This is a genomic window from Kosakonia oryzendophytica, from assembly GCF_900094925.1.
Classification (GTDB): domain Bacteria; phylum Pseudomonadota; class Gammaproteobacteria; order Enterobacterales; family Enterobacteriaceae; genus Kosakonia; species Kosakonia oryzendophytica.
This window is the reverse complement of sequence record NZ_FMAY01000005.1, coordinates 133692-146811: the sequence shown is the minus strand read 5'-3', so window position 1 is coordinate 146811 and position 13120 is coordinate 133692. Positions and strand designations below refer to the sequence as shown.

At 56.3% G+C, this 13120-nt stretch carries 9 protein-coding genes; 5 read left to right on the top strand and 4 right to left on the bottom strand.

Translation table 11 applies throughout. The features are described 5' to 3' along the window. Positions 1-98 precede the first annotated feature (98 nt). The 4 genes from GA0061071_RS10590 to GA0061071_RS10575 are packed head-to-tail and all read left to right on the top strand — an operon-like array spanning position 99 to position 4917. Positions 99-1751 (top strand): MFS transporter, encoded by a 1653-nt coding sequence (locus GA0061071_RS10590; RefSeq protein WP_061496094.1) that lies wholly within the window; start codon positions 99-101, stop codon positions 1749-1751. A gap of 25 nt (positions 1752-1776) precedes the next feature. Beyond that, positions 1777-2859, top strand: a complete 1083-nt coding sequence (locus tag GA0061071_RS10585) for an HlyD family secretion protein (protein ID WP_088237615.1) — start codon at positions 1777-1779, stop codon at positions 2857-2859. Then, on the top strand, positions 2856-4232 hold the full coding sequence (locus GA0061071_RS10580; protein ID WP_088237616.1) for an efflux transporter outer membrane subunit: 1377 nt from the start codon (positions 2856-2858) through the stop codon (positions 4230-4232). Before GA0061071_RS10585 ends, GA0061071_RS10580 begins: the two co-directional genes overlap by 4 nt. A gap of 25 nt (positions 4233-4257) precedes the next feature. Further along, positions 4258-4917: an O-methyltransferase gene (locus tag GA0061071_RS10575; protein ID WP_088237617.1), complete on the top strand. Its 660-nt coding sequence runs from the start codon at positions 4258-4260 to the stop codon at positions 4915-4917. Between the two features lie 57 nt (positions 4918-4974). Here the strand turns inward: GA0061071_RS10575 and hrpA are convergent, their stop codons facing one another. Further along, the gene (hrpA, locus tag GA0061071_RS10570; protein WP_061500047.1) at positions 4975-8877 is read right to left on the bottom strand and encodes an ATP-dependent RNA helicase HrpA; all 3903 of its coding nucleotides are present in this window, start codon (positions 8875-8877) and stop codon (positions 4975-4977) included. Positions 8878-9077: 200 nt separating this feature from the next. On the opposite strand from hrpA, the gene azoR reads away from it, so the two are divergent. After that, on the top strand, positions 9078-9683 hold the full coding sequence (gene azoR, locus GA0061071_RS10565; protein WP_061496101.1) for an FMN-dependent NADH-azoreductase: 606 nt from the start codon (positions 9078-9080) through the stop codon (positions 9681-9683). Between the two features lie 191 nt (positions 9684-9874). Here azoR and GA0061071_RS10560 read toward each other — a convergent pair whose 3' ends face one another. Genes GA0061071_RS10560 through GA0061071_RS10550 form a run of 3 tightly spaced genes read right to left on the bottom strand, consistent with a single transcriptional unit; the run spans position 9875 to position 13030 of the window. Then, positions 9875-10198 carry a YdbL family probable chaperone protein gene (locus GA0061071_RS10560; protein WP_088237618.1) on the bottom strand — a complete coding sequence of 108 codons (324 nt, stop codon included), beginning with the start codon at positions 10196-10198 and terminating at the stop codon, positions 9875-9877. 7 nt (positions 10199-10205) lie between these two features. Continuing rightward, positions 10206-10397: a YnbE family lipoprotein gene (locus tag GA0061071_RS10555; RefSeq protein ID WP_061496112.1), complete on the bottom strand. Its 192-nt coding sequence runs from the start codon at positions 10395-10397 to the stop codon at positions 10206-10208. Next, the gene (locus GA0061071_RS10550; protein WP_088237619.1) at positions 10394-13030 is read right to left on the bottom strand and encodes a YdbH family protein; all 2637 of its coding nucleotides are present in this window, start codon (positions 13028-13030) and stop codon (positions 10394-10396) included. Before GA0061071_RS10550 ends, GA0061071_RS10555 begins: the two co-directional genes overlap by 4 nt. Positions 13031-13120: the final 90 nt, after the last annotated feature.

Here is a 13120-nt window from a genome sequence, read left to right as displayed (position 1 = left end):
ACTTGCATTCTGTTTACCTGCGCACGTAGAATCATTAGCACCCTAACTATTTCCATTGACAACATCTTATTGCTATTGCGCAAGGTTGAGGAGACCTGATGCGTTTACCGAAACGCGATCCGTACGCACCGCGTGAATGGGCGCCCCATGAAAAACCGGTACTGCTGGGTTCGCCCTCTACGCCGTTTCACAGTACGCCACGGCGTATCGCCTACGGCATTGTTGGTCTTCTGGTCTGCATGACCGGGGCGCTGGGCAATGCTATGGTCACTGCGAACCTGCAAAATCTGCAAGGCACCTTTGCCGCCTGGTCTACCGAGATTGCATGGTTACCCGCGGTGTACGTGATGACCAACGTCTCCATTAACCTGCTGTTGGTCAAGTTTCGCCAGCAGTACGGTTTGCGCGCCTTTACCGAAGGGTTTCTGGTGCTGTACGTGCTGGTGACCTTTTTCCATCTGTTCGTTAACGATCTGAGTTCCGCGCTGATCGTCCGCGCCGCACATGGCATGGTAGCGGCAGCGCTCAGCTCATTAGGCATCTATTACCAGATCCAGGCCTGGCCTGCGAAACACCGCTTAAAAGCGCTGACCATCGGTATCACCGGTTCCACACTGGCGATCCCGGTCGCGCGTCTCTTCTCCACCGAACTGTTGCAACTCGACGAGTGGCGTGGCCTCTACTTTTTTGAACTGGGGCTGGCGCTGATTTCGCTGGGCTGCGTGATTGCGTTGAAACTGCCGCCTGGCGATCGCAGAAAGGTGTTTGAAAAGAAGGACTTTATTACGTTTTTCCTGCTGGCACCGGGTATCGCACTCGTCTGTGCGGTGCTATCGCTGGGGCGTCTGGACTGGTGGTTTGAAGCGCCGTGGATTGGCTGGTCTCTCGCCGGGGCTGTGGTACTGATCGTCAGTGCCATGGTGTTCGAACATAACCGCAGCAACCCCTTGCTCAATACCCGCTGGCTTTCCAGCGGCAGTATTGTTCGCCTCGGGTTGATTATGCTGCTGATCCGTATTGTGCTGGCAGAACAGAATACCGGCGTGTTTGGTTGGCTGCAGTATGTCGGTTTGCAAAACGATCAAATGACTCACCTTGCCTGGTCGATTCTCGCCGGGATCATTTGCGGTATCGTGGCCAGTTGCCTGACTATCAAACCGCAGCGTCTGGCCTGGCCAATTATCACCTCTCTGGCGCTGATGATTATTGCTTCGCTGATGGACAGCCAGTCCACCAGTCTGACGCGCCCCGACCAGCTTTTGGTCAGCCAGTTTTTGCTCGGCTTCGCCAGTGCGTTTTTTATCGCCCCGGCTATGCTGGCAGGGATTGGCGGCGTTGTTGCAGAGCCGCGCAACCTGGTCAGCTTCTCGGTGCTGTTCGGTATGAGCCAGAATATTGGTGGTCTGCTTGGCTCGGCGATTTTAGGCACCTTTCAAACCTGGCGGGAAAAATACCATTCCAGTCTGCTGGCGGATCAGCTCACCACATTAAACCCGCTCGTCAATGAGCGACTGCAACTCTACAGCCAGCTTTACCAGAGCATGATCGGTGATAGCACACTGTTAAGTACGCAGGCCGTGACGCAGTTGCAAAACGTCTCAACGCTGGAAGCAAATATCCTCGCGTACAACGATACTTATCTGTTAACGGCTTCGGTGGCTACCGCCACGCTGATCTGGATTTTGTGGCGCTTGTTGCGCCTGCGTATAACTGCCCGTCTTGCACTGCGACGGGCAACAGGAACCAAATAATGTCGTTATTATTTCCGGAGTGTTTATGAGTCAGCAGGATGCCGCCAAAGCGCAGGCAAATACCCGTAGTAATTTGCGTGTGGTCTCCATTTTTGCCGCCGCCGCGATCGGTCTGGTCGGCGTACTGGTGATCCTTTACGCGTGGCATCTGCCCCCTTTTACCCGCCATTCACAGTTTACGGATAATGCCTATGTGCGTGGCCAGACGACCTTTATCAGTCCACAGGTGAACGGCTATATCACGGACGTCCCGGTACAGGATTTTGCTAACGTGAAAAAAGGCGATCTGATTATGCAGATCGATGACCGCATCTACCGCCAGCGCGTTCACCAGGCGCAGGCGACGCTGGCGATGAAAACCGCGGCGCTGGAAAACAATCTCCAGCAACGAAAAAGCGCCCAGGCGGTGATCGCACGCAATGAAGCGGCGTTAGCCAGCGCGAAAGCGCAGGATTTGAAATCGCAGGCAGACCTTAAGCGCGTGAAAGAACTCACGGCAGACGGTTCGCTGTCGATTCGCGAACGCGATGCGGCGCTGGCGACCGCCGCGCAAAACACGGCCTCTATCGCTCAGGCGCAGGCCACGCTGGAGATGTCCCGTCAGGATTTGCAAACCACCATTATTAACCGTGCCTCGTTGCAGGCCGACGTCGAAAATGCCAAGGCTGCGCTGGAGTTGGCGCAAATAGATTTGCAAAACACGCGTATTGTCGCGCCGCGAGACGGGCAACTCGGGCAGATCAGCGTCCGTTTAGGCGCTTATGTCAGCGCGGGGACGCATTTGACGTCACTGGTTCCGGCGCAACGCTGGGTGATTGCCAATCTGAAAGAGACACAGTTGGCGAACGTGCAGGTCGGACAGCCCGTGCATTTCACCGTCGATGCGCTGGATGACGAAACGTATCAGGGGCGCGTGGAAAGTCTCTCTCCGGCAACCGGGGGCGAGTTCAGTGCAGTCAGCCCGGACAACGCCACCGGCAATTTCGTCAAAATCGCCCAGCGCATTCCGGTACGCATTGCCGTTGACGCAAAACCCGACATGCTGGCGCGTCTGCGCCCGGGAATGTCTGTACAGGTGCATATTGATACCCAGGAGAAGCTGAAATGAAGCTGCACAGCGCCCTTGTTGCGCTGACCGTCACGCTTACCGGGTGCCAGTCCGCGCAGATCGAACCGGCGCAGCCGACACTGCACATTCCTGCGGCCTGGCGCAGCGACACAGGCCCGCTCAGTAAAGCAGATCGCGTCTGGTGGCGTCAGTTTCACGACAATCAGCTCAATCAGTTTGTCGATCAGGCATTGCGTTATAACAGCGATGTGCTGATTGCCCGCGAACGGGTTAACGAGTATCAGGCACGGGTTTATGCGGCCGACAGCGCGCTGTTTCCGGAGCTGGACGCAGGATTTTCCGCTACGCGCGCCCGATCGCAGTCGGCCGCCACGGGATTGCCTGTCCACAGTACGTTGTATAAAGGCAACCTGACCGCCAGTTATACGGTGGATCTGTGGGGCGCGAATCGCAGCGCAGCACGCGCAGCGGATGCGTCGCTGGACGCGCAAAAAGCAGCGGCCGCGGCGGCGGATCTGACGGTTGCCACAAACGTGGCAACGGGTTACCTGACCTTACTGTCGCTGGACGAACAACTTCGCGTCACCTGCGCGACACTGAAAGCGCGGGAAGACGCCTTGCAGCTCGCCCGTCACCAGTATGAAACAGGCTATACTTCACGACTGGAGTTGATGCAATCCGATTCAGAACTGCGGGCAACACGGGCGCAGGTGCCGGTGTTAGCGCATCAAATCAATCAGCAGGAGAACGCGCTGAGCCTGTTGCTGGGCCGTAATCCAGGGGCTATTGCACGCAGCGCGTTTGCCGGACTCACGCCGCTCGCCGTGCCTTCGCAGTTACCATCAACCTTGCTGAACCGACGACCGGATATCGTGCAGGCTCAGCACCAGTTGGTTGCCGCCGATGCAACACTGGCATCATCACAGGCGAAGTTACTGCCCTCTATCAATCTGACCGCGTCCGGTAGTGTGCAGGATGATACGCTGCCCGGTCTGCTTGATAACCCACTGCGATTATGGAGTCTGGGCGGCAGTATTCTGGCACCATTGCTTAACCGACAGGCATTAAATGCGCAGGTAGATGTGTCGATGTCCCAGCGGAATCAGGCGCTTTACACCTATGAAAAAACCGTGCGCAGCGCATTCAAAGAAGTGAACGACAGCCTGGATGCCATCACCCGTCTCGGCGAACAACTGCATGAGCTGACCGGGCAGGAGCAGGTAGCGCAGGAGACACTGCGGATTGCACAAAACCGTTATCGCAACGGCTATTCCTCTTATCTGGAGGTACTGGATGCTCAACGCACGCTGTTTTCCACCCAGCTTAACGCCGTGCAGGTGAAAAATAATCTGTTGCTGGCGCAGGTGGATCTCTACCGCGCACTGGGCGGAGGGTGGTCCGGGCTGAATTAAGTTATCAAACACCAGAGGTAATGCTATGCAGCAAAAGTGGTCCATGGTTGATGAATACTTAGAAAAACAGTTAATTGCAGAGGATGAGGTTCTGGCGCAGGTACTGGCGAACAACCGGCGCGCCGGTCTCCCTGGCATCGATGTTTCGCCGGTGCAGGGGCAGCTACTGGCACTGTTTGTACGTATGGTGCAGGCAAAACGCATACTGGAAATTGGCACACTGGGCGGTTACAGCACCGTGTGGATGGCGCGAGAGTTGCCCGTTGGCGGTGAATTGTTAACACTGGAAGCCAATCCGTTACATGCCGCCATCGCCAGGGAAAACCTGCATTTCGCCGGTGTGGCGGACCGGGTCACCGTCGCAGAAGGTCCGGCATTGCATACGCTGGAAAATCTCGGCGACCACCCACCGTTTGATCTGGTGTTTATCGATGCGGATAAACCCAATAACCCGAATTACCTCAAATGGGCACTGCACTATGCCCATCCGGGTACGCTGATTATTGGCGATAATGTGGTGCGCAACGGTGAAGTCACCAACCCGGTGACCACCGATGCCAGCGTACAGGGCGTACGAACCTTTATTGAGATGATGGGCGCAGAGCCACGGTTGACCGCCACCGCCATGCAAACGGTGGGCGTTAAAGGCTGGGATGGCTTTACTCTGGCATGGGTCAACGCCTGAAAAAATAACGCCGGATAGCGGCAGATACCGCATCCGGCCAGGGAAAACAGAGCGTCGCTATCCGCTGATTTGCTCCATCGCCTGCAAAATACGCTTATCGGAGATGGGATACGGCGTACCAAGTTGCTGCGCAAAATAGCTGACGCGCAACTCTTCGATCATCCAACGGATCGCTTTGACGTCTTCCTCTTCACGTCGTGCTGGCGGGAGCTTATTCAGCCACTGCTGCCATGCCTGCTGCGTCTGCTCGACTTTCAACATCTGCGCACGATCGCGGTGCGGATCAACCGCCAGTTTCTCCAGGCGTTTCTCAATAGCCTGCAAATAACGCAGCGTATCACCCAGGCGGCGGAAACCATTCCCGGTGACAAATCCGCGGTACACCAGCCCGCTCATCTGCGCTTTGATGTCAGACAGCCCCAGCGCCATCGTCATGTCCACGCGCCCTTTCAGCCGCTTATTGATGTTAAAAACCGTCGTCAGGATCTGCTCGACCTGTTTAGCGATCTCCACCACGGTGTCATTCAGCTCTGCGCGAACTTTCTCGTGCAGCGCTGCGAAGTTCTCCTCCGTCCACACCGGGCCGCCCGCATCATCAATCAACTTATCTACACCGCAGGAGATACAGTCATCAATCAGATCCAGCACTTTGCCGTACGGGTTAAAGTAGAGCCCCAGTTTGGCTTTATTGGGCAGTTTTTCGTGCAGATACTTAATGGGTGAAGGAATGTTCAGCAGCAGCAAACGGCGGATACCGCGCCACATCGCCTGTTGCTGCTCCTGCGGGTTATCAAACAACTTGATGGCCACACTGTCGCGTTCATCCACCAGCGCGGGCCAGGCTTTGACCTTATAGTTGCCGCGCTTCTGCTCGTAGCTTTCCGCCAGCGTGCCAAAGCTCCAGATATGCAGCCCGCTCTGTTCGATACCGTCATCAGCAACGGCGGATAGTGTCTCCTGCACTTTGCCTTTCAGGCTCTCTTTCAGTTCAGCCAGCGAACGCCCTTCAAGCAGCTTTTTGTTTTTGTCATCCACCACACGGAATGTGATTTTCAGGTGCTCAGGCACCTGATCCCAATGCCAGTCGTCGCGATCAACGGTAACGCCGGTCATGCGGCGTAGTTCACGTTCCAGGGCATCCAGCAACGGCAGTTCCAGCGGCGTAACCCGCCCGAGAAACGCCTCGGCGTAGTTGGGTGCCGGCACAAAATTTCGCCGCGTCGGCTTCGGTAATGATTTGATCAGCGCAATGACCAGTTCACGACGCAAGCCGGGGATCTGCCATTCAAACCCGCTCTCTTCCACCTGGTTAAGCAGCGGCAAGGGAATATGCACCGTCACGCCGTCGGCGTCCGCACCCGGTTCAAACTGGTAGCTGAGGCGCAGTTTCAGGTTGCCCTGATGCCAGAAGTTGGGGTAATCCAGCTTGCTGACGCTCTCCGCGCCTTCTTTGATCAGCATGCTCTTCTCAAAGTTGAGCAGGTCCGGCGTCTCACGGCTGGCTTTTTTCCACCAACTGTCAAAATGACGGGCGGAAATCACCTCATGGCTGATGCGCTGATCGTAAAACTCAAACAGCGTTTCGTCGTCCACCAGAATGTCACGGCGGCGGGATTTGTGCTCCAGCTCTTCCACTTCCGCACGCAGTTTCAGGTTGTCGCGGAAGAACGCATGGCGGGTTTGCCAGTCGCCTTCAACCAGCGCGTGGCGGATAAACAACTCGCGACACAGCGCCGCATCGATCTGGCTGTAGTTGATCTTGCGCGCAGCAACAATGGGCAAACCGTAGACAGTCACTTTCTCCGTGGCCATCACGGCGCCCTGCGCCCGCTCCCAGTGCGGTTCACTGTAGGCACGCTTGATAAGATGCTGCGCCACCGGTTCAACCCACTCCGGATCGATACGCGCGGCAATGCGCCCCCACAGACGACTGGTTTCCACCAGCTCTGCGACCATCGTCCATTTTGGCGGCTTTTTGAATAATCCGGAGCCCGGGAAGATAGAAAAACGCGCGTTACGCGCACCGGTGAACTCCTGCTTGTCGGCATCTTTCATACCAATGTGCGACAACAAACCAGTCAACAAGGCGATATGGATTTCACGGTACTCCGCCGGTTCGCTGTTCACCGGTATTCCCAGCTCTTTCACCACCTGACGTAGTTGGGTGTAGATATCCTGCCATTCGCGCACGCGCAGGTAGTTAAGATAATCGACCCGGCACTGGCGGCGGAACTGATTCGAAGAGAGCGCTTTTTGCTGCTCGCCGAGGTAGTTCCACAAATTCACAAACGCGAGGAAATCGGACTCTTTATCGTGGAAGCGCTGGTGTTTCTCATCTGACGCCTGCTTTTTATCCAGCGGACGCTCTCGCGGATCCTGAATCGACAGCGCAGAGGTAATGATCATTGCTTCACGCACGCAACCGTGTTTTTGCGCCTCCAGCACCATACGCGCCAGACGCGGATCCACCGGCAACTGCGACAACTGGCGCCCCATCGGCGTCAGTTTATAGGCCAGCTGCTGCTCATCAGTGGTGATGGCACCCAGCTCTTCCAGCAGACGAACCCCATCCTGGATATTGCGTTTGTCCGGCGCTTCCACAAACGGGAAGGCGGCAATGTCGCCCAGCCCCAGCGCGGTCATCTGCAAAATGACCGAAGCAAGGTTAGTGCGCAGAATTTCCGGGTCGGTAAATGCCGGGCGCGACAGGAAATCATCTTCGGAATAGAGACGAATACAGATCCCTTCCGATACACGGCCGCAACGACCTTTACGCTGATTGGCAGAGGCCTGTGACACCGGCTCGATGGGCAGACGCTGCACTTTCGTTCGGTAGCTGTAACGACTGATACGCGCCGTTCCGGGATCGATCACATATTTAATGCCCGGTACGGTGAGCGATGTTTCCGCCACGTTGGTTGCCAGCACAATGCGTCGACCACTGTGCGGCTGGAATACCCGGTTCTGTTCGCTGTTGGACAACCGCGCATAGAGCGGCAGGATTTCCGTATGGCGCAAATCACGCTTACTGAGTGCATCGGCGGTATCACGGATTTCACGCTCACCGCTCATGAAAATCAGAATGTCGCCCGCGCTTTCGCGCCCCAATTCATCTACAGCGTCGAAAATCGCCTGTAACTGATCGCGTTCCGTGTCGTCCGCGTCTTCGACAATCGGGCGGTAACGGACTTCGACCGGATAAGTGCGACCGGACACTTCAATGATGGGCGCATTATTGAAATGGCGAGAAAAGCGCTCCGGATCGATGGTCGCCGACGTGATGATCACTTTCAGGTCGGGACGGCGTGGCAACAGTTCACGCAGGTAACCCAGCAGGAAGTCGATATTCAGGCTGCGTTCGTGCGCTTCATCAATAATGATGGTGTCGTACTGCATCAGCAGGCGATCCTGCTGGATTTCTGCCAGCAAAATCCCGTCCGTCATCAGCTTGACCAGGGTGTTATCGCTGACGTGATCGCTAAAGCGCACTTTATAACCGATGCAACCGCCCGGCTCGGTTTTCAGCTCTTCGGCAATACGGTTTGCTACGGTGCGCGCCGCCAGACGGCGCGGCTGCGTATGGCCAATCAGCCCCTTAATTCCGCGCCCCAGCTCCATACAAATTTTCGGCAACTGCGTGGTCTTACCGGAACCGGTTTCCCCAGCGACAATCACCACCTGGTTGTCACGTACCGCTTCGAGGATGGTCTGCTTCTTCTGGCTGACCGGTAAATTGTCAGGATAGTCAATGACCGGGCGCGCTGCTTCGCGCAGCAGGACTTTCCCTGCCGCCTCGGCCATCTCCCCGGCTATCTGGCGGAACAGCGCTTGCTGAGATTCAGGATTTTTAACTTTCTTACTGCCCTGGAGCCGACGGGCGAAGCGCTGCCTGTCACGCAGCATCAGCGTATCGAGTTGATGGTGGAGATCGGTAATCGTTACTTTATTTTGTTCTGTCATGGCGTTATTGGGCAGAGCACTGCCGGTAAACATCTTAAGATTTTAGTCACGATAGAATACCACATCGCGGCATGCCTTTTCTTGTTCAAGAAATTTGAACATAGGAATCGATATATTGCGCTATTCACACGGGCGAATTGTGCATAGAGTGTCACGAAGAAACGGGGCAACCCACATCAATACAACAAAGGAAACACCCAATGAGCAAAGTATTAGTTCTGAAATCCAGTATTCTGGCAGGGTACTCACAGTCAGGTCAGTTGGCAGATTATTTCGTTGAACAGTGGCGCGAAAAACATGCTGCCGATCAGATTACCGTTCGCGACCTGGCCGCGAACCCAATCCCGGTGCTGGATGGCGAACTGGTTGGCGCGCTGCGCCCGAGCGATGCGCCGCTGACGCCGCGTCAGCAGGAAGCGCTGGCGCTGTCCGACGAGCTGATCGCCGAACTGCAAGCTCATGACGTGATCGTTATCAACGCGCCGATGTATAACTTCAACATCCCAACGCAGTTGAAAAACTATTTTGACCTGGTCGCCCGTGCTGGCGTGACGTTCCGCTACACCGAGCAGGGTCCGGAAGGTCTGGTGAAAGGCAAACGCGTGGTGGTAGTTTCCAGCCGCGGCGGTATCCACAAAGATACTCCGTCTGACCTCGTCGCACCGTACCTGAAACTGTTCCTCGGCTTTATCGGCATCACCGACGTGAACTTTGTGTTCGCCGAAGGCATTGCTTACGGTCCGGAAGTGGCGACCAAAGCGCAAAACGATGCGAAAGCAGCGATCGACAGCCTCGTCGCCGCCTGATATTTCTCCCTCTCACCCCCCGGTGGGAGGGATCTCCCCGACATTCCATCTCCCACGCCATCGACGCTTTCGCTACCGCGCGAATGCTTTCCAGTATGGCATCAAACTGCGGCGACTGCGCAAAGCGCACCGTTCCCCGCCAGCGCAGGGTACACGTCAATAACGGTGCATTATAGGGTCGATACCTCTGACTACTTCTTCAACCACTTACCGTTAATGCCCTGGACATAATCACCGGGTTTGGCACGCTCAACCAGTTTCTGCCCGGCCATTTTTGCCACATCATCGACCGGAATGTTGTTGCGATCCGCCAGTTGCTGGTAGCTTTCCGTCCGCGCTTTGTTGATCCGGTCAACCAGCGCCAGCGTCTCTTTATCTTTGCTGATGGCCGCTACATAGCCAGTAAGCGTTTCACCCACCCGCCCCTGTGTGCGGGCTTCCTCAAGGGTCAGCGCCTGTGCGGTTGTACTGAGCAAGCTCATAGCCAGTAATGCCATTACGACTCTTTTTTTCATCATGGCCTCAGAACAGATCGCTGCGTGATTTCAGCAGGGTTTCAACGTCTTTATCCACTTTGATGTGGATTTCATGTTCGATCTTCACATTCATATTGATGGTGATTGGCTCTTTCGGTGCCGCGACTTCTATGCGCGGCGTACAGCCAGAAAGCAGCATCGCCAGCAGAACGCCCGGCACGGCTATCAGGGTTTTCATTTTCTTTCCTCACACACTTCGCCCTTCGCGCAACGGGCTTCAGGCAGCGCCGCATTTTGCTCAAGCCATGACTGCAAATTGTCGCCAAAACGTAAACTACGCCATAAGGTGAAGACGTTCTCTTCATGTGTATAGTTCAAATTTACCGTACTGCTCTTCCCTTCGACAAAACTGGTGCCACCAAGGGTGGCCTGCATGGTTAACACGCCCAGGTTGTCGAGGTTTATCCTGGTCCACGACCGGGAAATTTCCATATAACGCAACCAGTTAATGGCCGCACCCGCCGCCATATTGTCATTGACCACCGCATCGGCCGTGTCTTTATCAATACGCAGCGTCATCGGACCGGGATTATGCAACCAGCCATCTTTGATAATCCACTGCGGATTATCAAGCCACAACGGCAGCGCGCCGTCGAACGGCCCGGAGAGAGCAAACTGTTTCGGATTCACTGCGCTTATCAGTTCACTGGAGGAGATATGGTTAAGGCGCAACAGCGCTGGATCATGCTGCGGCATCCGCAACTGCTGCATGGTGATTTTGCCACCGAGGGCATCGACACTGACATCACTTAAGATCAGCGGGTTTCCTTCGCTCCACGGCCAGGCGCCCTGCAAATCCGCAGTGAAATTTTTCGCTGTCACCTGGTTAACAATTTCGCCGATACGCAGCGACACCGGGCGGCGTGTGCCTAATTGCCAGGTCGCGTCGCGATAGCGAAACGGCAGCACGAAATCGACACCGCGTATCTCATTATCCGGCGTCCATACACTGCCGCTTTTCAGTACACCATGGCCGCCCGCAGCAAATCCCTGGCCAGCAGCGGCGGAGAACGCCACCTGCGCATTCAAAGCGCCATCGAGCAATTTCATTTTCCAGTCCGGGGGGATCAACGGTTGAAACACCGTCAATGACTGACGAGGCCACCACGCCTGCCCGCGCAGACGTTCGCCATCCCAGCGTCCATTAACCTGCACCGGACCGATGGTATCGGCGCGAAGATCACCTTTGAACTGGAACAGCGTCGGCTCGGTACCTTCAACGCGGAACTTCAACCTTGACGGCGGTAACACGCTACCGCCGCTAAAGGTGGTTTGCCCGGCATCCAGCGTCAGCGCGCCATCAAATTGTGGGTTTTCGGCATCACGGATCCAGCGAACAGGCGCATCCAACGCCAGTCTTGGCGTAGTCATGCGCATGCCCCCATATTGCAACTGGTCAAAACCGGTCGACAGAGCGGTCAGGGTAATGGCGTTATCCTTCCACTCGCCGTGCCCGGTGACATCCCAGCGTGCATTCATTGGCGTAAAATGCCCGTCCCCCCAGTAGCGCCAGCGCCAAAGACCGTCATCTGGCAAGAAATCTCGCGCCTGACCGTCCAGGTGCAGCCGGAAGTCGCCCATCGCATTTTCGTGGGCGCGTAAGATGGCCTGTAAACGCCCGTCAATACCCCGCTGTGTCAGCTTTACGCCCGCGAGCGGCCAGCGCACTTCATCAATATTCAGTGAGTCAATAACGCGCCCGCGCGAGCGCAGCAGTGCACCAGGGGTGAACGCCAGCTGTGGGTCATCAAGCGCACCGCTCAACCGGGCGGGCAGTACCGCATAAAACACCAGATCGCCCTGCTTTGCTTCCCCGGTTAATTGCAACGGCATCTCGCTGTTGTCCATGCTCAACCGGCCCGGCCCGATGGTCAGAACGGCATTGCCTTTGCCCGCATCGCCTTGCGTGAGTACGTTCAGCCTGCCGCTGAACAGGGCATTCTCCAGCCCCTGTTGCCAGTTTTCGATCTTCAAACCTACACGACCGCTGAGCGGAAACCCTTCATAGGGCCAGTTCCATCGCCCATCGCTAATGGTGAGTTGCTGGCGGGTCAATTGCCAGGGCAGATCCAGCAGCGGATCACCGCCGTCACGCGCCATCACCACCAGTTGCCCTTCATTATTTCGCCACTCCAGATCGGTATCCACCAGCCCTGGCTGCTGTGGCAGCGTTAACGTGCTCTGTATATGGCCATTGACCGGCACCCCCTGCGGGATCTCAGGCAGCGTAAACTCGCCGCCGAGCGTCAACGGGGGTTGATCGTCAAACAACCGCACGGCCAGCCGTTTCACCGTCAGTGCCTGGCCACGCAAGCGTGCACTGACCTCCACACGATCCCCGGTGTAGTTCAGCGTCTGGAGTGCGGGCGTCAGAGCGAGTTGTAACTTACCTTGCCACGTCTGCCACGGGCTCAGCGTCACGCGATCAACAGTCAGCCAGGTATAAGGCAGCATCGATTGCCACTGCGCGAGGGTGCGGGGTGCGGAAGAGGATTCAGAGGCCGGCAGTGCGTTCAGACAGGCGCTGTCAATGTCCAGCGAAGCAATGTGGAGTTGCCAGCGACTGGGGTGCGTAAGCTCCGCATTTTTTATCTGTGCAAGCTGGCAGTCACCAACCAGATAGCGCAAATCAGGGATTTTCAGGGCATGGCGGGTCAGTCGCGGGCTGGTTTCCATCGCGATGCGCGTCCCTGAGGGTAGCCAGATGCCGGCAAGTGTCGGCACCCAGTACGCAAGGGTCAGCAGCAGCGTTAACGGCAGCAGTATGAACAATAAAACCAGTGCGATGGCGGCTTTGTATTTACCCTTCATGGGCAGGGAATATCCTGATGTTGTCTATGATTAAGCCGATTCTGCCCGTTATTGTGGCACGTCTGGCCAGGCCTTTGAAGCAGCGGTCTG

Excerpts from the sequence above, each read along its gene's own strand:
- GA0061071_RS10585 (WP_088237615.1), top strand. The coding sequence starts at position 1,777 with ATGAGTCAGCAGGATGCCGCCAAAGCGCAGGCAAATACCCGTAGTAAT.
- azoR (WP_061496101.1), top strand. The coding sequence starts at position 9,078 with ATGAGCAAAGTATTAGTTCTGAAATCCAGTATTCTGGCAGGGTACTCA.
- GA0061071_RS10575 (WP_088237617.1), top strand. The coding sequence starts at position 4,258 with ATGCAGCAAAAGTGGTCCATGGTTGATGAATACTTAGAAAAACAGTTA.
- GA0061071_RS10580 (WP_088237616.1), top strand. The coding sequence starts at position 2,856 with ATGAAGCTGCACAGCGCCCTTGTTGCGCTGACCGTCACGCTTACCGGG.
- hrpA (WP_061500047.1), bottom strand. The coding sequence starts at position 8,877 with ATGACAGAACAAAATAAAGTAACGATTACCGATCTCCACCATCAACTC.
- GA0061071_RS10555 (WP_061496112.1), bottom strand. The coding sequence starts at position 10,397 with ATGAAAACCCTGATAGCCGTGCCGGGCGTTCTGCTGGCGATGCTGCTT.
- GA0061071_RS10550 (WP_088237619.1), bottom strand. The coding sequence starts at position 13,030 with ATGAAGGGTAAATACAAAGCCGCCATCGCACTGGTTTTATTGTTCATA.
- GA0061071_RS10560 (WP_088237618.1), bottom strand. The coding sequence starts at position 10,198 with ATGAAAAAAAGAGTCGTAATGGCATTACTGGCTATGAGCTTGCTCAGT.
- GA0061071_RS10590 (WP_061496094.1), top strand. The coding sequence starts at position 99 with ATGCGTTTACCGAAACGCGATCCGTACGCACCGCGTGAATGGGCGCCC.